The organism is Pseudomonas sp. D47, assembly GCF_045447305.1.
GTDB lineage: Bacteria > Pseudomonadota > Gammaproteobacteria > Pseudomonadales > Pseudomonadaceae > Aquipseudomonas.
On sequence record NZ_JBJGXU010000063.1, the window covers coordinates 1 to 22,382 of the forward strand.

Consider the following 22,382-nt stretch of genomic DNA (forward strand, 5'->3'; position numbering starts at 1 on the left):
AAGTGACCCGCTGTAAGAGCGGAACCCTAAGCAGCCGTTACCGCAGCAACGGATATGTACTCATATCTAACTAAAGAAACGCCCCGCAGGCAAACCAGCGCCCCCATCACCGTGCTTACACCAATCCCCCACCGTCGATATCAAGGCCGGCCGTCTGGTGGCGCGGTTGCCCGACTGGCAAGGCGAACCCACCCCTTTCAACCTGATGTGCCCTCATCGCCTGCAAGTGTCGGAACGGGTGAACGTGCTGCACCGCTTTCTCCAGCAACGCGGTGAGAACCTGCTGAGCGCATGAAGAAACGCGTGCAGGGCTTGTTCCAGAGCGCTCGAGTCTGGTATTGCATGACTCACGTTTCCCTGCCATGAGGAGCTTTGCATGATTTACCGCACATTGGGCCAGTCCGGGATGAAGGTCAGCGCACTGACCCTGGGCACCATGATGTTTGGCGAACAGACCCACACCGAAGACTCGCTGCGCATCATCGACAAGGCCTGGGACCAAGGCATCAACTTCATCGACACCGCCGACGTCTACACCGGCGGGCGCTCCGAGGAAATCGTTGGCGAGGCGATCGCCCGTCATCGCCAGGATTGGGTGGTGGCGTCCAAGGTCGGCATCGGCCCGGCGGACGGGGTGCCCAACCGCAGCGGCTTGAGCCGCAAGCGTATTTTCAACGCGCTGGAAGCCAGCCTCACGCGTCTGGACACCGACTATCTGGACATCTACTACCTGCACCGTGAAGACCACGACACACCGCTGGAAGTGACGGTGTCGGCGATTGGCGACTTGATCCGCCAAGGCAAGATTCGCTACTGGGGCCTGTCCAATTACCGTGGCTGGCGCATTGCCGAAGTCATCCGTGTGGCCGAGCGGTTGGGCGTTGACCTGCCAATCATCAGCCAGCCGCTGTACAACATCGTCAACCGTCAGGCCGAGGTCGAGCAGATCACCGCCGCAGCCGCCTACGGCCTGGGTGTGGTGCCTTACAGCCCGTTGGCTCGTGGTGTACTCAGCGGCAAATACGCACCTGACGTCACCCCCCAAGCCGGCAGCCGTGCAGCGCGCCAGGACAAGCGCATCCTGGAAACCGAGTGGCGTGTGGAATCATTACGCATCGCCCAGCAGATTCAGCAGTACACCCAAGGGCGTGGGGTAGGCATTGTCGAATTTGCGATTGCCTGGGTGCTGAACAACTCGGCAGTGAGTTCGGCCATTGTCGGGCCGCGCACTGAAGCGCAGTGGGATGCGTACACCGGCGCGCTGGAGGTGAAGATAAGCGCTGAAGATGAAGCATTTATTGATTCACTGGTGACGCCGGGGCATTCGTCTACGCCGGGGTTTAATGATGTGGGCCATTTTGTGTCGGGGCGTAGTTGCCGATAGTCAAATCGCCCACACCGATCGGTGTGGGCGCTCTTGCTCGTTACTTGCTTAAGTTCTGGCGTGTAACGCGTCGGCCGTCTCCCGAATTTCCTTGTCTGTCAGGGGCTCGCCTCTAATTGCCTTTCCAATCACCGCGGCAACCGCTCTGACAGCGCCATAATGCGGAACAACACTCTGCGCGGCATCGCCATACAGGCTGAGTAGCGCATCCATCTCCTTCTTTTCCATACCGAACGGCCTGCCAATATCATTGTGCTTATTTAAGAATAGAAGCAATGCCGTGACGGGGTTATCCAAGACGTTCTCTACAAAGCCTGCGTCTTCCTTGTTGACGCCAAAGGCTTCCAAAAAGTCTGAAGCCCAGAAGAAAGGATGTTCTAAAGCGTCGCCAATCGCGTTTAAGATTGCGTCAGTCGTCCACACCACGCCCGCTTTATTCAGGCGATCCAACATGTCCTTATCAACGACCGCATTGAACTGTGCAGGTGTCAGTGAACTCAGTGGCTTTTTACTCCCCCAGCCATGCTCCAGAAAGTAATAATTACCTTTGTCGCCCACGCCCAGCAGGTTGCCGTTGGCGGCGTACTGATAATTAACGTTCTCACCATCCGGTCGCACTCCGCTGTAAATGGCCCCCCCTTGAGGACTTACCGCTTTGCGATGTATGCCGGCGAGGCCATTGACGGGCACAAGCGATACCGGCTGCTGGCTCAACCTGTCCAAGTGCTCGAACACATTGCCAAAGAGGGTGCCCATCGCCCCTGCGCCCGTTGGGGGCTTGCTATTCTCCGGTGCGCTCGCCCACTCGTTCATTGTGCGCTTGACGCTGACGACAGGTTCAGAGCGTGGGCCGCTACCAAAATGGGACAGAAACAGCTTGAAGTCGTGAGGCCTGTTTGGAAGGTCCTTCAAAAACGCACTCATTTGCTGGGTGTTCTTAAACTCATGGAATGACGTGTAATTATATTCCGGCATGTTCCATACAATATTGGTTTTGCCCTCTACCGGAGGATTACGCATTAGCACAAACATATCATTGGACCGAACACCGCCTACGCCAAAACTGAAGACTTTAACCTTCGGGCCGTTTGACGCGCTTGGAGACAGCATCGCATCAATGAGTGCTTTACCTTCTGGAGAGAGGGCGTGACTTTGGGTGTCTCTGGCCAATGACTCAGAGAACCTTACATAAATGTCAGAGGTCTTCCACGCGGGCTGAGTTTCGCGAGATACCCTGGTATTTTCGCTCAAGCCATTCAGGACACCGGGCGAATAACTGAATGCAAGCGTCGCCAGCGAGGTAACCATTCCAGAACTGTTTTGCATAGAGCAACCTTTTTATCCACTGCATGAGTTATGCAACTTCCTGAACGGCCTCGCCAGAATCGCTGCTATTAATAACTTCCTTCCATTCGGTGAGGTTTTCACATGACCCACACAACCCTGCAAAACTTCCCGTGGAAGACAACACTTGGCCATACAAGCCAAATGTCGTCAGCCTTATGTGATGTCGACGGGAAAATATGTTCCATTCAAACGGCTTAAAACGTGTAATAGACGTGACAAACAATGTCACGACCAATATATTCCTACGCGAAGTTTTTCCTTTTTTTGTATGAATCGTCTTTCGCGAGGACAGTGTGTCTAAAGGTGTTGTGGTATCAGTCTTAGCCTCGGTGTTATTTGCCGTGATGTATTACTTCACCTCGCTGCTCACGCCATTGAGCGGCCTGGAGATTTTCGGCTGGCGCATGCTGCTGACGGTGCCGTGCATGACGGTATTCATGATCGTCAGCGGCGAATGGCGACGGGTGCTGGAACTGGTGCGAGTGTTGGCGGCAAAGCCACGGTTGATCGGCGGTGTGTTGTTGTCATCGGCCTTGCTCGGCGTGCAGCTGTGGCTGTTTATGTGGGCACCGCTGAATGGGCGCAGCCTGGATGTCTCGGTGGGCTATTTCCTGCTGCCACTGACCATGGTGCTCACCGGGCGCCTGGTGTACGGCGAGCGTTTGTCGCGCCTGCAGCAGATCGCGGTGGTGTTTGCTGCGCTCGGCGTACTTAACGAGCTGTATCAGTCCGGTGGTTTTTCCTGGGCGACACTGGTGGTGATCATCGGTTACCCGATCTACTTCGTAGTGCGCAAATACCTGAGCACCGATCACTTGGGCGGCCTGTGGCTGGATATGGCGCTGATGCTGCCGGTGGCCTGGTGGTTTGTGCAGCACGGCGAACAAGGCTTTGCCGTGATGGATCTGCATCCGAAGTTGTATGCGTTGATTCCGATGCTGGGGGTCATCAGTGCCTCGGCGCTGGTGAGCTATATCCTTGCCAGCCGCTTGCTGCCCTTCAGCCTGTTCGGGCTGCTCAGCTATGTGGAACCGGTCCTGCTGCTCGCGGTGGCGTTGATATTGGGAGAAGGCATCAAGGGCGGCCAATGGCTGACCTACATCCCGATCTGGCTGGCGGTGATAGTGCTGGTGTTTGAGGGCTTCAAGCACTTGGTGCGCCAGCGCAAAGCTTGATTCGCAGGCAATAAAAAGCCCGGCCGGGGTTAACCTCGGCCGGGCTTTTTTACGCTTAGTCGGCGGTCAATACACCACGACGCACCTGGTCACGCTCGATCGATTCGAACAGTGCCTTGAAGTTGCCCTCACCAAAGCCATCATCGCCTTTGCGCTGGATGAATTCGAAGAACACCGGGCCCATCAGGGTTTCCGAGAAGATCTGTAGCAGCAGGCGCTTGTCGCCTTCAATCGACGAACCGTCGAGCAGAATGCCGCGTGCTTGCAGTTGGTCCACCGGTTCGCCGTGGTTCGGCAGGCGGCCTTCGAGCATTTCGTAGTAGGTTTCCGGCGGCGCGGTCATGAAGCGCATGCCGATCTTCTTCAGCGCGTCCCAGGTCTTGACCAGGTCTTCGGTGAGGAAAGCCACGTGCTGGATGCCCTCGCCGTTGAATTGCATCAAGAACTCTTCGATCTGGCCTGCGCCTTTCGACGACTCTTCGTTCAGCGGGATGCGGATCATGCCGTCCGGAGCGCTCATGGCCTTGGAGGTCAGGCCGGTGTATTCACCCTTGATATCGAAGTAGCGCGCTTCACGGAAGTTGAACAGCTTCTCGTAGAAGTTCGCCCAGTAGACCATGCGCCCGCGATACACGTTGTGGGTCAGGTGGTCGATGACTTTGAGGCCGGCGCCGACGGGGTTGCGGTCTACGCCTTCGAGGTAGACGAAGTCGATGTCATAGATCGAGCTGCCTTCACCGAAACGGTCGATCAAGTACAGCGGCGCACCGCCGATGCCTTTAATGGCCGGCAGGTTCAGCTCCATCGGGCCGGTTTCGATATGGATCGGCTGTGCGCCCAGTTCCAGGGCGCGGTTGTAGGCCTGCTGCGAGTCTTTGACGCGGAATGCCATGCCACAGACCGACGGGCCGTGTTCGGCCGCAAAGTACGACGCGAGGCTGTCGGGCTGGTTGTTGAGGATCAGGTTGATCTCGCCCTGGCGATACAGGTGCACGTTTTTGGAGCGGTGGGACGCAACTTTGGTGAAGCCCATGATCTCGAAGATCGGCTCCAGGGTGCCTGGGGTTGGCGATGCGAATTCGATAAATTCAAAGCCCATCAGGCCCATTGGGTTTTCGTATTGGTCTGCCATGGTGGCACCTCATCATTCTTGTAATTAACAAATGGTTATTTGCGAGCAAGGATGAGATTTGAGGGTGGCGCACAGGAGAGGCCTCGCACGCTGCGGGCGAGGAAGTCACCAAAGATGAGGGGGGAGCCGAGTAGCTTCATGGTTACATCAGTCTCTGACGGCCGAGGCTTGCGTGAGCGCAAGTCCATATTCTTGTATGCGTAAATCGATTCTACACAGCGTAACAGTAATTGTCCGCACTCTTATCAAATCCCCAATGGCTTGGCCGGCGCAAGGGGTTTGTTGCACAGGCAGATGCCCAGCAGGATCACCGCACCGCCCAGCAGCATCGGCGCGCTGAGTTGCTCGCCCAGCAGCACAGCGCCGCAGATGACCGCCGTCAGTGGGTTGAGTGCGATGAACACGCCGGCACGGGTCGCGCCGATACGGCGGATGCCGTCGTACCAAACGATGTAGGCCAGTGCTGAGCCGAGGATGCCCAGATACAGCAGGCTTAGCAGTTGCGGCAGATGGATTGTACTCAGGGCACTTAGTGTGAGCTTGCCGCCAACGAGCGTGGTGATCGTGAGCATCGCCGTGCCCAGCAAGATCGACCACGTTACCGTCTGCAATGGCCCCAGGCTCTGATTAAGGCTGCGGGAAAACACCGAGTAAGCACCCCACCCCACCACACAGCCGAAAATCAGCAGGTCACCGCGCCAGGCACTCTCGGCGCCCTGCAGGAGCAGCGGGTTACGGCTGATGATCACCGCACCGGCGCCGCCCAGGCACAAGGCAATGCCCAGACACCGGGTCGCGCTCAGGCGCTCCTTGTACAGCAACCATGAAGCCAGGGCGATCACCGCCGGGTTCAAAGCAACGATCAGGGACGCCCGCGATGCGTTGATGTAGCGCAGGCCGTAGAAAAAGCACAGGTTGTAGAAAAAGATGCCGAAAAAACCCAGCATTGCCAACTGCGCGAGCTGCCGGGTGCTGGGCCGGGCCAGGCGTACGCGTGTAAGGGCCATGAACCCCAGCAGCGCGGCACTTGCCAGGATAAAACGCAGCGTGGCAGCCAGCAGCGGGTCAACGTCGGCGGCCAGGTAGCGGCCTGCCACGAAGGTCGCGCCCCAGATCATCGTGACGGCGGCAAGTTTGAGGTAGGTCAGGCGGTCGGACGTCATCAGCGGTGCTCGGCAAGTGTCAGGATTGGGGTATCCTCAAACTAATGATCAATCATCGTAAAATGAGTTGTTACTCATGACCCTCACTCAACTGCACCTCTTCTCTCAGGTGGCCGAGCTGCAAAGCTTCACCCAGGCCGCGCACCGCCTGGGTATCAGCCAGTCAGCCGTGTCCCATGCCATCAAGGCCCTCGAGCAGGAGTTGGGCATCGAGCTGTTTCGCCGCCATCAGTCCCAGGTCGAACTCAGCGATATCGGCCAGCAACTGCTGATGCGCGCGCGTACGCTGCTCGGCGTGGCCGACACCCTGCAACAGGAAGCCTCGGATGCGCGCGGCATGAAGCGCGGCACGCTGCGTATCGGCTCGTTTGGCCCGACCTCGTCCAACCGCCTGCTACCGCGAATTCTCGAGCAATACAGGCTGGCGCATCCAGGTATTGAGGTGCACGTGGACGAAGGCCCCGATCGCCAGGTGATCCAATGGCTGGACGAGCGGCGTATCGACGTGGGCTTTGTGGTGCTGGAGCAAGAGCGTTTCGATACGTTTGTGCTGTTCCAGGACCAACTGGTTGCCCTGCTCCCCGTTGGGCATTCGCTGGCCGCGCAGCCCTGTGTGGAACTGAAGGCGCTGTGTGACGATCCGTTCATTCTTACCGATGCCGGCTCGCAGGAGCTGGTCACGCGGCTGTTCAGTGCTGCGCGGCTGACGCCGAAGGTACGTTACCGCTGCTCACAACTGCTCAGTACCCTGGAAGCCGTGGGCCGAGGTGACGGCGTGAGCGTGGTGGCGCAGGCGTCGCTGCCCGAGGCACCGGACGCGCGTTACCACGTGCGTCCGTTGTCGCCACGCGTCAGCCGTGACATCGGCCTGGCGGTGTTGGATCAACGTCAGTCGACACCGGCGACCCTAGCGTTTATTGACGTGGCGCAACGCCTGGACTTCCAGTGATGGAGACTATCCAAATGGCCAGGTACAGCGAGCTTATTTCCCGCGCGCCATCTATCATCTGAATAACCTGATTAGCCCTTCGGCGCTTTCCCCACCCTGCGACAGGCCGTCCCCTCCATGCCTCTGACCGTTAACGGCCCGCGCAAACGCGCCACCCGCTACTTGATCACCGCCCTGAGTGTTCTGCTGCCTATCGCATTGGGCGTGGTGATCCTGCACTGGCAAGCCGAACGCACCCTTCAAGAAAGCACCGCGCAAACCGCCAGCGAGGCCGTGCGCCAGTTTGACCTGATGCTCGACAACACCGCCCTCGCCGCCCAGGCACTGCTGCCACTGGCAGGCCAGCCTTGTGACAACGGTGCGCAACTGGCGCTGCGTGAACAGGTCACGCGTCGGCCTTTTGTGCGCGCAACGACCCTGTCCTGGCAGAAGAACATCTATTGCACCTCGCTGTTCGGGGGTGATTACCAGTCGGCGGTCAACCCAGATGATTATGTCGATGGCACGTTATGGTTGATGAACGGCAACCCGGTGACGCCGGATACGGCGTTGCTGGTTTACCGCTTGGTGGACGGCGACAAAGCGGCGTTTGCCTCGATTGACGGTTACCACCTGACCAACGCCTTGCGCCTGATCAGCCGCTACGCGCACCTGATCCTGCAAGCAGGGCCTAACTGGCTGGATGCCGACGGCAAGGTGCACACCAGCCCCGTACCGGTGTTTGCCGTGGCCCATCACTATTTGGTCTCAGAACGCTTTCCCTACAGTGTCGATGTCGGCATGCCGGCCGGTGAAGTGTGGCGGTACATGGAAGCACGCTACCCGGCGCTGTTCAGCCTTTTGGTGTTCTTTGGCCTGCTGGCGGGCGTGCTCGCGCATTGGCTGCAAAAGCGCTCGTCTGCGCCTACGCATGAATTGCAGCGGGCCTTGGGCGCCAACGAGTTCATCCCGTATTTCCAGCCAGTGGTACGCGGCGATACCCGTGAATGGGCCGGCTGTGAAGTGCTGATGCGCTGGCAGCACCCCAAGGAAGGCCTGGTGCGTCCTGACTTGTTTATCCCGCTGGCAGAGCATTCTGGCCTGATCGTGCCGATGACCCGCGCCTTGTTGCGCCAGACCGCCGCGCAACTTGCCCCGCATGCCGCGCGCTTCAGTCCAGGCTTTCATATTGGCGTGAATATCACCGCGCGCCACTGTCAGGATCTGGACTTGGTTGAGGACTGTGGGGAGTTTCTCGCTGCCTTCGCGCCCGGCCAGGTGACACTGGTGCTGGAGCTGACTGAGCGCGAGCTGATCACGCCAACCGACATCACTCGTCGGCTGTTCGACGCCCTGCATCAACTGGGGGTGATGATTGCGATTGATGACTTCGGTACCGGGCATTCCAGCCTGGGTTACTTGCGCAACTTCAATGTCGATTACTTGAAAATCGATCAAAGCTTTGTCGCCATGATTGGCGCGGATGCACTCTCACGGCATATTCTCGACAGTATCATCGAACTCTCCGGCAAGCTGGATCTGGGCATCGTTGCCGAGGGCGTGGAAACAGCTGAGCAGTGCGACTATCTTGCTGCACAAGGTGTGGATTTCCTGCAGGGTTACCTGTTTGGTAGGCCGTTACCCTGTGACGAGTTCATTAAGTCGCTGGCCAGCCATTGAATAGCCAGCCCGTGCGCTTGATGAAATAATCTTGTTTAGGCAAAAGACATGATTTACTCGTGGGGCATTAACTACTACAATTTTTCCTGCCTGTGCTGAACTCGCAGAAAGGCCTCTTTCTTTGAGTCACCTTATAAGCGCTTGGCTTATAGCTTTGTCTGCAGTTGATATCAGCAAACACCATTATTGGAGTACAGATTTTGTCCAGACTCGCCGAATTTCGCGCAGCAGAAAAAGCCCTTCAAGAGCAGCTTGCCCAGCTCGAATCCTTGAAGAACGACGCCGGCTTGAAGAAAGAAATCGAATTTGAAGAAAAGCTGCAAGGCCTGATGAAGCACTACGGCAAAGGCCTGCGCGACATCATCTCGATCCTTGACCCAAACCCTGGCAAGGCCGGCGCTACGCTCGCCGCCGCACCAAAACAGCGCCGCGCGCGCGTGGTCAAGGTGTACAGCAACCCGCACACCGGTGAGCTGATCGAGACCAAAGGCGGCAACCACCGCGGCCTGAAAGCCTGGAAAGAACAGTATGGCGCTGCCACTGTCGATTCCTGGCTGCGCGGCTGATCACACGGCACGCACAAAAAAACCCCGCATCTGCGGGGTTTTTTTTGAGGCGTCGAAAACGAACTTAACTAACACTTCACTGTGTTCATTATCGTTCGAGATAACGCGCTCAAAGTTTGAGGCTGTCACGTACCGAACCCACTTCGTCTTTGCTTGCCTCGTAGGCTTCGGCCTGCCCTGCATACGAAAATACATAGGCTTTATCGCTATCAACCGCGCCGACTAATGTTTGCGACAAAACGTGTCGGCCATTTTCAGTAATCACACAAGTAGTTTCCAGCGCCTCAAGACGGCTCAATGTGGTTGGGTGCATCTTGGTGCACACGCTTTGATAACCGCTACCGGCGAAATCTTTCTGGATGGATTTACGCATTTCCAGCAATACACCTTGAAGATTAACTTTATGCCCGGCCTCAATCGGGGTGCCGGTCAACTCCATGACCATCAAGGTATTGCCATTTTCATCGTTCTTGATTGCGCGCTGGCGCGACACTGCCTGGGGTTTTACCGGCGCCTCGCCGTCAACGTCCACTTCCTCGACCTGCCAGCCGCTGGGCCAGTGAATTTCCGGGTCGGCCGCCAGCACAAGCGGGCTAGCCAACAGAAAACACATGGCGCTCAACAGCGATTTACGAAATTCAATCATTACGAAAAACACCCAAGGTTTAAGCGCCAAAGTTTGAGCCCCGGCGCCCGCTGGTCGCAAGCGCTACGTGACCTTTTTCATTTGGCGCAGCGGCTGGGCCTTGCGTATCATGGTTCGGCTGCAGGGATGCTTGCCGCAAGCCAACGGACCGCGCCTATCATTTCAAGTCGCGTTTGCCCCATTTTTTTCTGGAGGGCCCATGAGCCTGCACGATCTGAACACTTTCCCGGGCGTCACCGCCCAGCCCGACACCGCCACCTCGAACTTTGTGTTCAACCACACCATGTTGCGGGTCAAGGACATCACCCAGTCGCTGGATTTCTACACCCGCATCCTGGGTTTTTCCCTGGTGGAAAAGCGCGACTTCCCGGAAGCCGAATTCAGCCTGTACTTCCTGGCCCTGGTGGACAAGGCCCAGATTCCAGCTGACGCCGCCGCGCGCACCCAGTGGATGAAGTCGATCCCGGGCATCCTGGAACTGACCCACAACCACGGCACTGAAAACGATGCCGATTTTGCCTACCATAACGGCAACACCGACCCGCGTGGCTTTGGCCATATCTGCATCTCAGTGCCGGATATCGTCGCCGCCTGCGAGCGTTTCGAAGCCCTGGGCTGTGATTTCCAGAAGCGCCTGACCGATGGCCGCATGAAAAGCCTGGCCTTCATCAAGGACCCGGATGCGTACTGGGTTGAGATTATTCAGCCAGCGCCTATGTAAGCGGACAGGGTGACGCAGAGCGTCATCGGAGGCATTCCCACGCGGAGCGTGGGAACGAGAAAAACCCCATGATCACTTATGGGGTTTTTCATTTCCGGGCCCGGATTTACGCCGGTGCGGACGTGCGGATCAGGTGATCGAAAGCACTCAGCGAAGCCTTGGCGCCCTCGCCTACCGCGATCACGATCTGCTTGTACGGCACGGTTGTCACGTCACCGGCGGCAAATATACCTGGCAGCGAAGTCTCGCCACGTGCATCGACAATGATCTCGCCACGCGGGGTCAGCTCCACTGTGCCTTTGAGCCAGTCAGTGTTGGGCAGCAAGCCGATCTGAACGAAGATGCCTTCCAGGTCGATGGTCTTGAACTCGCCACTGTCGCGATCTTTGTACGCCAGGCCGGTGACTTTCTGGCCGTCGCCTTTGACTTCACTGGTCAGCGCACTGGTGATCACGTCCACGTTCGGCAGGCTGTAGAGCTTGCGCTGCAACACGGCGTCGGCGCGCAGTTTGCTGTCGAACTCGAGCAAGGTCACGTGGCTGACGATACCGGCCAGGTCGATGGCTGCTTCAACGCCGGAGTTACCGCCGCCGATCACTGCCACGCGCTTGCCTTTGAACAGCGGGCCGTCGCAGTGCGGGCAGAAGCACACGCCCTTGGCTTTGTATTCCTGCTCGCCCGGCACACCCATTTCGCGCCAGCGGGCGCCAGTGGCCAGGATTACGGTCTTGGACTTGAGGGTCGCACCGCTTTCGAAGCGAATTTCGTGCAAGTCACCGGCGTGTTTCGCAGGGATCAAGCCGCTGGCACGCTGCAGGTTCATGATGTCCACGTCGTACTGACGCACGTGGGCTTCCAGCGCGCTGGCCAGTTTCGGCCCTTCGGTTTCCTGCACCGAGATGAAGTTCTCGATCGACATGGTATCCAGCACCTGGCCACCAAAGCGTTCAGCCGCCACACCGGTGCGGATACCTTTACGTGCAGCGTAGATGGCGGCGGCAGAACCGGCTGGGCCGCCGCCGACGACCAACACATCAAACGCGTCTTTGGCGCTGATTCTCTCGGCGGCTTTTTCAATGCCGCTGGTGTCGAGCTTGGCAAGGATTTCTTCCAGGCCCATGCGGCCCTGACCAAAGTTCACGCCGTTGAGGTAGACACTTGGCACCGCCATAATCTGGCGCTCATCGACTTCCGCCTGGAACAGCGCACCGTCGATAGCGACGTGGCGGATGTTGGGGTTGAGCACGGCCATCAGGTTCAGCGCCTGGACCACGTCCGGGCAGTTCTGGCACGACAGCGAGAAGTAGGTCTCGAAGCTGAACTCGCCTTTAAGCGCGCGGATCTGTTCAATCACTTCGACACTGGCCTTCGACGGGTGGCCACCGACTTGCAGCAGGGCCAGCACCAGCGAAGTAAATTCATGGCCCATGGGGATGCCGGCGAAACGCAGGCTGATGTCGGCACCCGGGCGGTTGATGGCGAACGAGGGCTTGCGCGCATCATCGCCATCGGTTTTCAGGGTGATCAGCGTGGTGAGGCTGGTTACGTCCTGCAAAAGGCCAAGCATTTCCTCGGATTTCGCACCGTCGTCGAGGGAGGCGACGATCTCGATCGGCTGGGTGACCCGTTCCAGGTATGACTTCAACTGAGCTTTAAGATTGGCGTCCAACATACGGGCGATTTCCTATTAATTCGGTTTATTGCAGACAAAAAAACGCCCGAGCGAATCTCGCCCGGGCGTTTTGAGGGCGGATGCAGCTTACTGAGGTGCGGAGTTCCGCCCTGGATATTTCACAGACTTAGATCTTGCCGACCAGGTCCAGGGACGGAGCCAGAGTAGCCTCGCCTTCTTTCCACTTGGCTGGGCACACTTCGCCTGGGTGGGCAGCGACGTACTGAGCGGCCTTGATTTTGCGCAGCAGCTCGGAAGCGTCACGGCCAACACCGCCATCGTTCAGTTCAACGATCTTGATCTGACCTTCTGGGTTGATCACGAAAGTACCGCGGTCTGCCAGGCCAGCTTCTTCGATCAGTACGTCGAAGTTGCGCGAGATGGTGAGGGTCGGGTCACCGATCATGGTGTACTGGATTTTGCCGATGGCTGGCGAAGTGTTGTGCCAGGCAGCGTGGGCAAAGTGGGTGTCGGTGGAAACGCTGTAGATCTCGACGCCCAGTTTCTGGAATTCGGCGTAGTTGTCAGCCAGGTCTTCCAGCTCGGTTGGGCAAACGAAGGTGAAGTCGGCTGGGTAAAAGAATACTACGGACCATTTGCCTTTCAGGTCAGCGTCCGACACGTCTACGAAGTTGCCGTTTTTGTATGCGGTAGCTTTGAACGGTTTTACTTGGCTGTTGATGATAGGCATCGTTGACTCTCCGTCAGGGGTTAAGAAGTTGATGAGATGAATGCTACCCACTCTTTCGGCCGATGACTCATTGGCAAACCTCATGCTGACGATTGGTTTTCCCTATCAGGTAACTGTATTAATAGAAGAAATCTCAAATCAGCGGTTGGGTCGCCAGGGTCATGCCCAGAAAGGGCGTCGCTTCAACATAGCGCATGGCGGATTTCATGTCGCTCCAACCGACGTAACTCATCAGCGACTTGATGTCCCAGCCACTGCGATGCGCCCAGGTGGCAAAGCCTCGGCGCAGCGAGTGGCTGGTGTATAGGTCGGCTGGGATGCCCGCGCGCTCCAGCGCTTGGCGCAGCAGCGGGATCACACTGTTGGGGTGCAGCCCCTCCTCGCCCAGGTTGCCCCAGCGATCAATCCCGCGAAACACAGGGCCGCGCACGAGGGCCGAGGCGCTGAGCCATTCGCTGTACGCCTGCACCGGGCACAGGCGCAGCAACGCCGGGGTCTGGTAGGTCTTGCCGAGGTTGTCGCGGTCACTTTTGCTGCGCGGCAGGTACAGGCTGATTCCCGCTCCTGGCACCGCCTGCACGTGCTCGATGTTCAGGCGGCACAACTCATCACTGCGAAAGCCCCGCCAGAAGCCAAGCAGGATCAGCGCGGTGTCGCGCTTGGCGCGCAGCAATCGGGGTGAGTCCTGATCGTTGCTCGCCTGCAGCGCTTCTGCCTGCAGCGAAGCCACCACCTGCTCAAGGTGTTTAAGTTGCAGCGGCTCGGCCTGTTTCTCCTGCGCCGGGTGTACGGCACGAATGCCCTTGAGCACCTTGCGCACCACCGGCGCCTTGGTCGGGTCGGGAAACCCCTGGCTGGTGTGCCACTGCGCCAACGCCGAAAGCCGCAGCTTCAAGGTGTTGACCGCCAGCACGCCGGCATGCGCCACCAAGTAGCGCGCCACGCTGTCGCTGGTCGCGGGCAGGAAGCCGCCCCAATTCACTTCGAAGTGCTCGATGGCCGCGCGGTAGCTGCGGCGGGTGTTATCGCGGGTGGCGGCGTTGAGGTACCGGTCCAGATCGCTCATGAAAGGCCTATTCGTACTGCGACAGGGTGAGTTTGCGCTTAAAACGGCTATGACACGGGATAATACGCCAATATCCCATCTGTTAAATCATGAATTTAAACGGCTTTTTATTCGTGATACAGTACGTATATACATACTACATACCACAGTACTAAATCGACGGAGACCCCATGGCTCGCGGCGGCATAAACAAAGCAGTAGTTCAAACGGCACGCCTGGCGATCCTTGCCCGCGGCGAAAACCCCAGCATCGACGCGGTACGCATCGAGATGGGTAATACCGGCTCAAAAACCACGATTCATCGCTATTTGAAGGAACTGGACGACAGCGAAACCCGGGTGACCATCACCGAAGCGCCTATTGATGACGAGCTGGGTGAGCTGGTCGCACGGCTGGCCCAGCGCCTAAAAGAGAAGGCCCAGGAGCCGATCGACCTGGCCCTGGCGCAATTCGAACAGCACAAAGCTGCCCTGCTCGCCCAGGTGCAGACGCTTGAGCAGGCGCACGCCGAGCTCAAGCAGCAATTTGATATCCAGGGCGCCGCCCTGGCAGAAGAAAGCGCCGCCCTGCAAACCACCAGCACTAGCCTTCAGACCGAGCAAACCCGCAATGCCGGGCTCAGTCAGGCGTGCAGCGATTACGAGCTACGCATCAACGACAAGGACGAGCAGATTCGCTCGCTGGAAGAAAAGCACCTGCACGCCCGCGACGCCCTCGAGCATTACCGCAATGCAATCAAGGAACAGCGCGAGCAAGAACAGCGCCGCCACGAAGGCCAGCTGCAACAGGTGCAGGCGGAACTGCGCCAGGCCCAGCAAAGCGCAATGGTGCGTCAGGACGAGATCACACAGTTGCACCGCGACAATGAGCGGCTGTTGATCGAACACCGCGTAACCGCGAAGGAATTGGCCGCGCTGCAGGAGCAAACCCGCAAAGACCAGGCCTTGCAGCAAAAGCTCAGTGAACAGGTCAGCCTGATTGAAAGCGAACGCACCCTGCTTCAGGAGCGCCTGCGGGTGGCCGTGCTGGAAAGCCAGTCACGCCAGGACGTGCTGAGCGAACAGCAGCAGACCAACAAAAGCCTGGAACTGGACCTTATCAAGGCCCAGGCCAGTATCGAGGCGTTGCGCCTGGCGGCCGCCGTTGCAGCGGCGCCAGAGGCAACATCGCCCACCTGATCAGTCGGCCACAGGCGTGCGCATGGTGACAAATTCTTCCGCCGCCGTAGGATGCACGCCGATGGTTTCATCGAAATGCTGCTTGGTCGCGCCCGCCTTGAGCGCGATCGCCAAGCCCTGCACGATTTCGCCGGCGTCCGGCCCCACCATGTGGCAACCCAGCACCTTGTCGGTGTCGGCGTCGACCACCAGTTTCATCAAGGTCTTTTCCTGGCAATCCGTCAGCGTCAGCTTCATGGGTCGGAAGCGGCTTTCGAAGATCTGCACCTTGTGGCCGTTCTTCTTCGCCTCTTCTTCACTCAGGCCGACAGTGCCGATGTTCGGCAGGCTGAACACCGCCGTCGGAATCATCGCGTAGTCCACTGGGCGATACTGCTCAGGCTTGAACAAGCGACGTGCCACCGCCATGCCTTCAGCCAGGGCAACCGGCGTCAATTGCACACGACCAATCACATCACCGATCGCCAGGATCGACGACTCGGCGGTCTGGTACAGGTCATCCACCTCAACGAAGCCGCGCTCGTCCAATTTGACGCCAGTATTCTCCAGGCCCAGATTGTCCAACATCGGGCGGCGGCCGGTGGCATAAAACACGCAATCGGCCTCCAGCACACGACCGTCTTTCAGCGTGGCCTTGAGGCTGCCATCGGCTTGTTTGTCGATGCGCTCGATATCAGCGTTAAATTGCAGGTCCAGGCCGCGCTTGGTCAGCTCTTCTTTCAGGTGGGTGCGCACTGCACCGTCAAAACCGCGCAGGAACAGGTCGCCGCGATACAGCAGCGAAGTCTGCGCGCCCAAGCCATGGAAAATGCCGGCAAACTCAACGGCGATGTAACCGCCACCCACCACCAATACACGCTTAGGCAGCGCCTTAAGGAAGAATGCCTCGTTGGAGCCAATGGCGTGTTCGTGCCCCGGAATCTGCGGGATTTGCGGCCAGCCGCCCGTGGCGATCAGGATGTGCTTGGCGGTAAAGCGCTCACCATTGATTTCCACCTGATGCGGGTCCACTAAGCGCGCGTGACCTTCATGCAGGGTGACGCCACTGTTGACCAGCAGGTTGCGGTAGATACCATTGAGACGATTGATTTCGCGGTCTTTGTTGGCGATCAGCGTCGCCCAATCAAAGTTCGCCTCACCCAGCGACCAGCCGAAACCGCTGGCCTGCTCGAAGTCTTCGGCGAAATGCGCGCCGTACACCAGGAGTTTTTTCGGCACGCAGCCGACGTTAACGCAGGTACCGCCCAGGTAGCGGCTTTCCGCCACGGCCACCTTGGCACCAAAGCCAGCGGCAAAACGCGCCGCGCGAACACCGCCGGAACCGGCGCCAATTACATACAGATCAAAATCGTAGGCCATTTCACTCTCCTTGGCAGGACACCAGCATACCGACTTACATGGGGCTGAAAAACGAAAAAGCCACCTAAGGTGGCTTTTTTAGAACAGTCGGGCAGGCGTGAATCAGTAAGCCTTGCCAGTCTTGTAGAAGTGCTCGTAGCAGAAGTTGGTTGCCTCGATGTAGCCTTCAGCGCCACCGCAGTCGAAACGACGACCCTTGAACTTGTACGCGATCACACAACCGTCTTTTGCCTGCTTCAACAGGGCGTCAGTGATCTGGATCTCGCCACCCTTGCCTGGCTCGGTTTCTTCGATCAGCTTGAAGATGTCCGGGGTCAGAATGTAACGGCCGATGATCGCCAGGTTCGACGGAGCATCTTCCGGCGCTGGTTTTTCGACCATGTCGCGTACGCGGATCAGGCCATCACCAATGTCGTCACCGGCAATCACGCCATACTTGTTGGTCTCTTGAGGATCAACCTCTTGAACCGCAACGATGGTGCAACGGTACTTCTGGTACAGCTTGACCATCTGGGTCAGCACGCCGTCGCCTTCCAGGTTGACGCACAGGTCGTCCGCCAGGACCACGGCGAACGGTTCGTCACCGATCAGCGGACGGCCGGTCAGGATCGCGTGGCCAAGGCCTTTCATCTGGGTTTGACGGGTGTAGGAGAACGAGCACTCGTCGAGCAATTTACGGATACCGACCAGGTACTTTTCCTTGTCGGTGCCCTTGATCTGGTTTTCCAGCTCGTAGCTGATATCGAAATGGTCTTCCAGCGCGCGCTTACCACGGCCGGTGACGATGGAGATTTCGTTCAGGCCAGCATCCAGTGCCTCTTCGACGCCGTACTGAATCAGTGGCTTGTTCACCACCGGCAGCATCTCTTTGGGCATGGCTTTGGTCGCTGGCAAGAAGCGAGTGCCGTAACCGGCTGCTGGGAACAAGCATTTCTTGATCATATGAGTCCTTACAAAGGGCTGTGCGTACGGAATTCGGCGCAGTCTAATCAGGCCGCAGTCACCTTACAATGGGTCCTGCTGGCGTTGCGATGTCAACATAGAGAAAAAATGTCGGCGTAAGTTCCACTTATCTTCCGACAAGTACCTTCACCCTCGACCGGCAAACAACCTACAAGCCAATGTTTCTGAGGGCTACATCCCTTTTAGCATGCTTTCAAGCTGAGGGCACTGATGTGGAATAACTTCGGCGGGCGCAGTGCATTTGTGCGCTATCATTGCGCCCTTGAACCAGACCACGAGATTGTTAATAGATGTCAGAACCAAAAGGTGTAAACGGCTACCTGATCACGCAGCGCGCAGACGGCTGGCACTTGATCAACTTCCACGGTGACAGCGTCGCTGGGGTATTCCCGACCGAAGCCATGGCTACTGCAGTCGCCGAAGTGTTTGTGGATGAAACCGGTCACGCATCGAGCAAGCGACCGAAGGGCAAGTAAGCCTCTATGCCCCGCGCCAAAAGCCCCGTTAAGCGGGGCTTTTTTGTGTTTGTCTGTACCTACATGGCAGTTCGCTATAATCTGCTGCGAACGCCCCACGACAGTGTCAGCGCCCCTCCAACACCCTCGACGACGAACCAACACATGAACAAGATTCTGGCATTGACTGCGGCCCTTGCGCTGATGACCGGCTGCACCACTACATCCGACACTTACCTTAAAAATGGTGAACAAGGCCTGACCATCGACTGCTCGGGCGAGGCCAATTCGTGGGCCAGTTGCTACGAAAAAGCCGACGCGTCCTGCGCGGGCACCGGTTATCGTATCGTCGGTACCGACGGCACGCCGTCACTCAAAGAAAGCGACAAGACCCTGGGCAAAGACGTCGGCAACTTCAAAAGCCGCAGCGTCGTTGTGGTCTGCAAGTAAGCCGTATGGCTACAGGTGAATTTCGGCGAACTTGATGCCCAGCTCGCGTAACAGCTCGATCAGGTCATCCAGGCGCGGGAACGACTCGACTTCATCCTGCTCATCCACCAGGAAGTAACTGCGCCCGCCGCTTTTCTTGAAAAAGACGATCCATTCACCCAGGTCGGCGGGGTTCTGGATGACATGGGTGGCCGATATCTGACCCTCGGCATTGCGGGTTTTAACGTGTTCACGTTTCATGGCGGGTTTCCGAATAAAGACAAATGCCGCGCAAACTCAAGGCTTGCGCGGCATTTTTTGCATTGAATACCCGACAGTTTAACGGATGCCTTGGCCAATCAACACGCCATCAACGGTTTGCCCGTAGAGATTGACGCCATCATTGGCGTGAAACTTGATTCGGGTTTTCTCCACTGAGCCGTCCACCAAGCGTGGATCCTGCGGCCGCTCATGGCTGTTGACGTAAGCGGCGACGTCCCAGGCCTGCTGGTCGCTCAAGCTGCCGCCCTTACCCAGCGGCATGTTGTGCTTGATGAAAGACGCCGCGGTGTTGATGCGGTGCATGCCGGCGCCCCAGTTGTAGGAGTCTTTACCCCAGAGCGGCGGCATGACGAAACTATCACCGGCCTTTTGCCCCAGCCCTTCGGCACCATGGCACACCGCGCATTGGCCTTTATAGACCTCAGCGCCTTGGGCCAGGTTGTAGCCTTTGGCCGGTTGCGCCACATCAGGATAGCCACGCCCCGCCAGCTCCACGCCCAGCGGCGCCTTGCTCGCCAACCAATAGGCGTACACCGAGAGTGCCGTAATTTCGGGGCTGTCAGCCGCAGGCGGCGTACCGCCGTTCATGCTGAACTGGAAGCAACCCTGCAAACGCTCGGCAAAGGTGTTGACCTTGTCGTTCTTCTTTCGATAGGCCGGGTACATTGGGTACGCGCCCCACAGCGGCGCCGAGTTGGCGAGGCGGCCCTGGTCCAGGTGGCAGTTGCTGCAGTTGAGCCCGTTGCCAACAAATTGTGGCGCCAGGCGCTGAGTGTCGACGAACAGTGCGTAACCCTGCTTGACCAACTTGCCGTAGGCATTGTCAGGCAATTCACTTTCCTGCGGCGGCTGGAATTGATTGGCTACCAGGTGCGCAGGCGCTGGCTGCAGCTGTGACTGGTCTTCCATGGCTATCGTGGCAGCAGCGGATGGCAGTGCAATCATCAGCCCCAGCGCGGGGACAAGCATGCGCGACTTCATGGCTTGGCCTCCGGGCTCAGCGACGCAAAGTACTGGGCGACGCCCTGCACTTCCTCAGGGGTCAGAGACTTGGCAATGTGCCCCATCAGGTCATTAGGATCATTGTGACGAGTGCCGTTACGCCACGCGGCCAACTGTGCCGCCAGGTAAGCGGCAGGCTGGCCGGCCAGAGGCGGAAACGCCGCGCCCACACCGACACCGGCGGGACCATGGCAACTGACGCAGGCGGGAATCTGCCGCTCCCAGGCGCCTTGCAGCGCGAGTTTCTGCGCCGCGCTGGTGGGCATTTCACTGCGGTGCAGCGTGGCAGGCGCCGGGTGAGGCATCGCCGCCACGGCTTGGCTGACTGCAACGACCTCGGCTTCGGTCAAGGCCTTGGCCAGCGGCTGCATCACCGGATTGCTGCGTGCCCCGCTGCTGAAGTCCGCCAGCTGTTTACGCACATACTCCGCCGACAAACCCGCCAAGCGCGGGAACCCAGCCGCTGCAAGCCCTAGCCCATCGGCGCCATGGCAGGCTACACACGGCATCGCCCCAGGCTGTGAGCCACCTTCGGTAAAAATCTTTTTCCCGTCCATCGCGTGGGCATTGCCTAGCAGCAATAACAGCGCGCTCCCCATCAACACTCGTTCCAGAGACATCATCACGGCTCCATTTTTATAGTTATATGCTTAGGCTTCAATCGCATAAGCTTACAAATGGTAGGGTAATGATCCTGTCGAGACAACACCCAAAAGCAGCGCAAAAAAAAGCCTGGCCCCGCAACAGCAGGGCCAGGCTTTTTTATCGGATTAAGTGTGCGGGTTGAACCTTAGGGCTCAGCCGGAAATACATTCCTCCGCGGCTTTCTTCACGTCGCCCGGGCGAATCGGTACATTGGACATGCTTTCATAGAGCTTGATGCTGCTGCCGCTGGAGCGCTCTTCAATCTCGAAGATCGCCGAAGGGTCAGCCGAGAATTTCTGCGGCACAATCACCTGTACACCGTCCTTATGCGGCTCGATCTGCGGTGGACGCCGGGTTTCAGCCAACTTGCGAACCACACACGCGGCATATTCCGGCGGCTTCTTCCCTGAAATGACCACCAATGTTGGCGGGGTCTGCTTGATATCTGCAACCGAAGCACATCCACCCAACGCCAAGGCCAGAACCAACACACTCCACTTCATACTAAAACCTCCGATAAAGACCCTACGACAGCGCTGAGAGTAATTTTCTCCCGCTAATGTAGGATTTATCTCTGAAAACTCGGTAAATAACTGTTTTAAATTGTCGAAGTCGTCGACGACGACCCGATAATAAACACGCTGGGGCTGATAAACTCTATCTTAACCTACGTATCATTCTGATTTTTCAGAAAAAGCCCTTCTGGAGACACCCATGAAATTCATCCACCAGCGCGAGCACCTCAACGAGGGCGACATCGTTGTCATCGAATGCTCGCAGACCTGCAACATTCGCCTGATGAGCGATGCCAACTTTCGCAGCTTCAAGAACGGTGGCCGCCACACCTACCACGGCGGCGCGTTCGACCAGTTCCCGGCGAAAATCACCGCACCCAGCACCGGTTTCTGGAACATTACCCTGGACGTGGTGACGCGCCGCGCGATCAGCGTTACGCGCAAACCGGCGCTGTCCCACAAGATTCGCATCGTTCGTCGCACCAGCACCAAGCTGAGCTGAACCCTGAACAGGAAAACCGCTGTGACCCCTACGACCAAATACGTCATCAAGTACAAGCTCAACGGCGAACGCCGCTTTGAGTTCGCCCAGTTGCAAACCAACGACGTCGACGAAGCCAAGCAAGCCCTGGCGAAAATCCACGATGCAACCGACGAAATCACCGACATCACCGTGAGCAAGGCGCTGTAAGCCATGCCCGGCCCGACTGCGGACCTGTTTGCCGACGACGCCCTGCAACAACCCGCAAGGCGTGAACAGATTGGCGAAGAGTCTTACGTGTTAAGGGGCTATGCCCTGCCCCGGGTCGAGCGTCTGTTACCTGAACTACGGCGCATATTGGCCCAATCACCGTTTCGGCAAATGGTCACACCCGGCGGCTTTACCATGTCGGCGGCGCTGAGCAGTTGCGGCGAGCTGGGTTGGACCACCGACAGCAGCGGCTATCGTTACAGCCCGCTTGACCCGCGCAGCCAGCAACCGTGGCCTGCCATGCCTCACACGTTGCGCGAACTGGCTGTGCAGGCGGCCGCAGAAGCCGGCTTCAGCGACTTCACTCCGGATGCCTGCCTGATCAACCGCTATGTGCCCGGCGCCAAGATGTCCCTGCACCAAGACAAGAACGAACGGTGCTACAACGCGCCCGTGGTCTCCGTGTCACTGGGCCTGCCGGCGATTTTCCTGTTTGGCGGCCATGAACGCGGCAACCGCACGCAAAAGGTCTCGCTGTTTCATGGCGATGTGGTGGTCTGGGGCGGCGTCGATCGCTTGCGCTTTCATGGGGTGATGCCAATCAAGGACGGCGTGCATCCGGTCATGGGCCCGCAACGCATCAACCTGACCTTTCGCACCGCCGGTTAATTTGACCGCAAGCTTGTGAGTGC

At 58.1% G+C, this 22,382-nt stretch carries 25 protein-coding genes and 1 pseudogene; 13 read left to right on the forward strand and 13 right to left on the reverse strand.

Features of this window, described 5'->3' with window-relative positions; translation table 11 throughout:
• Positions 1-136: 136 nt before the first annotated feature.
• Both ACI77I_RS26615 and ACI77I_RS26620 read left to right on the forward strand, forming a co-directional pair.
• Positions 137-295, forward strand: a pseudogene (locus ACI77I_RS26615) (LysR family transcriptional regulator); the annotation flags it as partial.
• An 81-nt stretch (positions 296-376) separates the two neighbouring features.
• A complete protein-coding gene (locus ACI77I_RS26620; RefSeq protein ID WP_406999209.1) occupies positions 377-1,384 on the forward strand; it encodes an aldo/keto reductase in 1,008 nt (335 codons plus the stop codon).
• 48 nt (positions 1,385-1,432) lie between these two features.
• On the opposite strand, the gene ACI77I_RS26625 is transcribed toward ACI77I_RS26620, so the two are convergent.
• Positions 1,433-2,710, reverse strand: coding sequence for a dermonecrotic toxin domain-containing protein (locus tag ACI77I_RS26625; RefSeq protein WP_406999211.1), 1,278 nt, complete (start codon positions 2,708-2,710; stop codon positions 1,433-1,435).
• Positions 2,711-3,024: 314 nt separating this feature from the next.
• On the opposite strand from ACI77I_RS26625, the gene rarD reads away from it, so the two are divergent.
• Positions 3,025-3,906 carry an EamA family transporter RarD gene (rarD, locus tag ACI77I_RS26630; protein ID WP_263272967.1) on the forward strand — a complete coding sequence of 294 codons (882 nt, stop codon included), beginning with the start codon at positions 3,025-3,027 and terminating at the stop codon, positions 3,904-3,906.
• Between the two features lie 55 nt (positions 3,907-3,961).
• Here rarD and hppD read toward each other — a convergent pair whose 3' ends face one another.
• Both hppD and ACI77I_RS26640 read right to left on the reverse strand, forming a co-directional pair.
• Complete coding sequence (gene hppD, locus ACI77I_RS26635) at positions 3,962-5,038, reverse strand: 4-hydroxyphenylpyruvate dioxygenase (protein WP_406999213.1); 1,077 nt, start codon at positions 5,036-5,038, stop codon at positions 3,962-3,964.
• A 245-nt stretch (positions 5,039-5,283) separates the two neighbouring features.
• The gene (locus tag ACI77I_RS26640) at positions 5,284-6,201 is read right to left on the reverse strand and encodes a DMT family transporter (protein WP_406999215.1); all 918 of its coding nucleotides are present in this window, start codon (positions 6,199-6,201) and stop codon (positions 5,284-5,286) included.
• A gap of 76 nt (positions 6,202-6,277) precedes the next feature.
• Here ACI77I_RS26640 and ACI77I_RS26645 point away from each other — a divergent pair, with 76 nt between their 5' ends.
• The 3 genes from ACI77I_RS26645 to ACI77I_RS26655 all read left to right on the forward strand — a co-directional run bounded on the left by ACI77I_RS26645 (position 6,278) and on the right by ACI77I_RS26655 (position 9,375).
• Complete coding sequence (locus tag ACI77I_RS26645; RefSeq protein WP_094952198.1) at positions 6,278-7,150, forward strand: LysR family transcriptional regulator; 873 nt, start codon at positions 6,278-6,280, stop codon at positions 7,148-7,150.
• 117 nt (positions 7,151-7,267) lie between these two features.
• Positions 7,268-8,809, forward strand: coding sequence for an EAL domain-containing protein (locus tag ACI77I_RS26650; protein WP_406999217.1), 1,542 nt, complete (start codon positions 7,268-7,270; stop codon positions 8,807-8,809).
• Positions 8,810-9,009: 200 nt separating this feature from the next.
• A complete protein-coding gene (locus ACI77I_RS26655; protein WP_094952200.1) occupies positions 9,010-9,375 on the forward strand; it encodes a histone-like nucleoid-structuring protein, MvaT/MvaU family in 366 nt (121 codons plus the stop codon).
• Positions 9,376-9,484: 109 nt separating this feature from the next.
• Here the strand turns inward: ACI77I_RS26655 and ACI77I_RS26660 are convergent, their stop codons facing one another.
• Positions 9,485-10,021, reverse strand: coding sequence for a DUF4946 domain-containing protein (locus ACI77I_RS26660; protein ID WP_318654886.1), 537 nt, complete (start codon positions 10,019-10,021; stop codon positions 9,485-9,487).
• 199 nt (positions 10,022-10,220) lie between these two features.
• Here ACI77I_RS26660 and gloA point away from each other — a divergent pair, with 199 nt between their 5' ends.
• Positions 10,221-10,742, forward strand: a complete 522-nt coding sequence (gene gloA / locus ACI77I_RS26665) for a lactoylglutathione lyase (protein ID WP_094952201.1) — start codon at positions 10,221-10,223, stop codon at positions 10,740-10,742.
• Between the two features lie 106 nt (positions 10,743-10,848).
• Here the strand turns inward: gloA and ahpF are convergent, their stop codons facing one another.
• The 3 genes from ahpF to ACI77I_RS26680 form a co-directional block, all read right to left on the reverse strand.
• Positions 10,849-12,414 carry an alkyl hydroperoxide reductase subunit F gene (gene ahpF, locus ACI77I_RS26670; RefSeq protein WP_406999219.1) on the reverse strand — a complete coding sequence of 522 codons (1,566 nt, stop codon included), beginning with the start codon at positions 12,412-12,414 and terminating at the stop codon, positions 10,849-10,851.
• A gap of 127 nt (positions 12,415-12,541) precedes the next feature.
• On the reverse strand, positions 12,542-13,105 hold the full coding sequence (gene ahpC, locus ACI77I_RS26675) for an alkyl hydroperoxide reductase subunit C (protein ID WP_010210361.1): 564 nt from the start codon (positions 13,103-13,105) through the stop codon (positions 12,542-12,544).
• 133 nt (positions 13,106-13,238) lie between these two features.
• Positions 13,239-14,171 carry a site-specific integrase gene (locus ACI77I_RS26680; protein ID WP_242149594.1) on the reverse strand — a complete coding sequence of 311 codons (933 nt, stop codon included), beginning with the start codon at positions 14,169-14,171 and terminating at the stop codon, positions 13,239-13,241.
• A 170-nt stretch (positions 14,172-14,341) separates the two neighbouring features.
• On the opposite strand from ACI77I_RS26680, the gene ACI77I_RS26685 reads away from it, so the two are divergent.
• Complete coding sequence (locus ACI77I_RS26685; protein WP_242149597.1) at positions 14,342-15,349, forward strand: DNA-binding protein; 1,008 nt, start codon at positions 14,342-14,344, stop codon at positions 15,347-15,349.
• Here ACI77I_RS26685 and gorA read toward each other — a convergent pair whose 3' ends face one another.
• Together gorA and galU are read right to left on the reverse strand one after the other, a co-directional pair.
• The gene (gene gorA, locus ACI77I_RS26690; protein WP_263272996.1) at positions 15,350-16,708 is read right to left on the reverse strand and encodes a glutathione-disulfide reductase; all 1,359 of its coding nucleotides are present in this window, start codon (positions 16,706-16,708) and stop codon (positions 15,350-15,352) included.
• A gap of 102 nt (positions 16,709-16,810) precedes the next feature.
• Positions 16,811-17,650: a UTP--glucose-1-phosphate uridylyltransferase GalU gene (galU, locus tag ACI77I_RS26695; RefSeq protein WP_003212579.1), complete on the reverse strand. Its 840-nt coding sequence runs from the start codon at positions 17,648-17,650 to the stop codon at positions 16,811-16,813.
• Between the two features lie 311 nt (positions 17,651-17,961).
• Between galU and ACI77I_RS26700 the strand changes: the two genes are divergently transcribed.
• Positions 17,962-18,147: a hypothetical protein gene (locus ACI77I_RS26700; RefSeq protein WP_406999221.1), complete on the forward strand. Its 186-nt coding sequence runs from the start codon at positions 17,962-17,964 to the stop codon at positions 18,145-18,147.
• Between the two features lie 144 nt (positions 18,148-18,291).
• Positions 18,292-18,576 (forward strand): hypothetical protein, encoded by a 285-nt coding sequence (locus ACI77I_RS26705; protein WP_094952207.1) that lies wholly within the window; start codon positions 18,292-18,294, stop codon positions 18,574-18,576.
• 9 nt (positions 18,577-18,585) lie between these two features.
• On the opposite strand, the gene ACI77I_RS26710 is transcribed toward ACI77I_RS26705, so the two are convergent.
• The 4 genes from ACI77I_RS26710 to ACI77I_RS26725 all read right to left on the reverse strand — a co-directional run bounded on the left by ACI77I_RS26710 (position 18,586) and on the right by ACI77I_RS26725 (position 20,987).
• A complete protein-coding gene (locus tag ACI77I_RS26710) occupies positions 18,586-18,816 on the reverse strand; it encodes a hypothetical protein (protein WP_094952208.1) in 231 nt (76 codons plus the stop codon).
• Between the two features lie 78 nt (positions 18,817-18,894).
• Entirely contained in the window at positions 18,895-19,746 is an 852-nt protein-coding gene (locus ACI77I_RS26715; RefSeq protein ID WP_406999237.1) for a c-type cytochrome, read from the reverse strand.
• 68 nt (positions 19,747-19,814) lie between these two features.
• Positions 19,815-20,462 (reverse strand): c-type cytochrome, encoded by a 648-nt coding sequence (locus ACI77I_RS26720; protein ID WP_263273011.1) that lies wholly within the window; start codon positions 20,460-20,462, stop codon positions 19,815-19,817.
• A gap of 174 nt (positions 20,463-20,636) precedes the next feature.
• On the reverse strand, positions 20,637-20,987 hold the full coding sequence (locus ACI77I_RS26725) for a hypothetical protein (protein ID WP_094952210.1): 351 nt from the start codon (positions 20,985-20,987) through the stop codon (positions 20,637-20,639).
• 211 nt (positions 20,988-21,198) lie between these two features.
• On the opposite strand from ACI77I_RS26725, the gene ACI77I_RS26730 reads away from it, so the two are divergent.
• Genes ACI77I_RS26730 through alkB form a run of 3 tightly spaced genes read left to right on the forward strand, consistent with a single transcriptional unit; the run spans position 21,199 to position 22,359 of the window.
• On the forward strand, positions 21,199-21,501 hold the full coding sequence (locus tag ACI77I_RS26730) for a DUF1883 domain-containing protein (RefSeq protein ID WP_034119651.1): 303 nt from the start codon (positions 21,199-21,201) through the stop codon (positions 21,499-21,501).
• Positions 21,502-21,522: 21 nt separating this feature from the next.
• The gene (locus tag ACI77I_RS26735; protein WP_094952211.1) at positions 21,523-21,690 is read left to right on the forward strand and encodes a hypothetical protein; all 168 of its coding nucleotides are present in this window, start codon (positions 21,523-21,525) and stop codon (positions 21,688-21,690) included.
• Between the two features lie 3 nt (positions 21,691-21,693).
• Complete coding sequence (alkB, locus tag ACI77I_RS26740) at positions 21,694-22,359, forward strand: DNA oxidative demethylase AlkB (RefSeq protein ID WP_406999223.1); 666 nt, start codon at positions 21,694-21,696, stop codon at positions 22,357-22,359.
• The last annotated feature ends 23 nt before the right edge of the window (positions 22,360-22,382 follow it).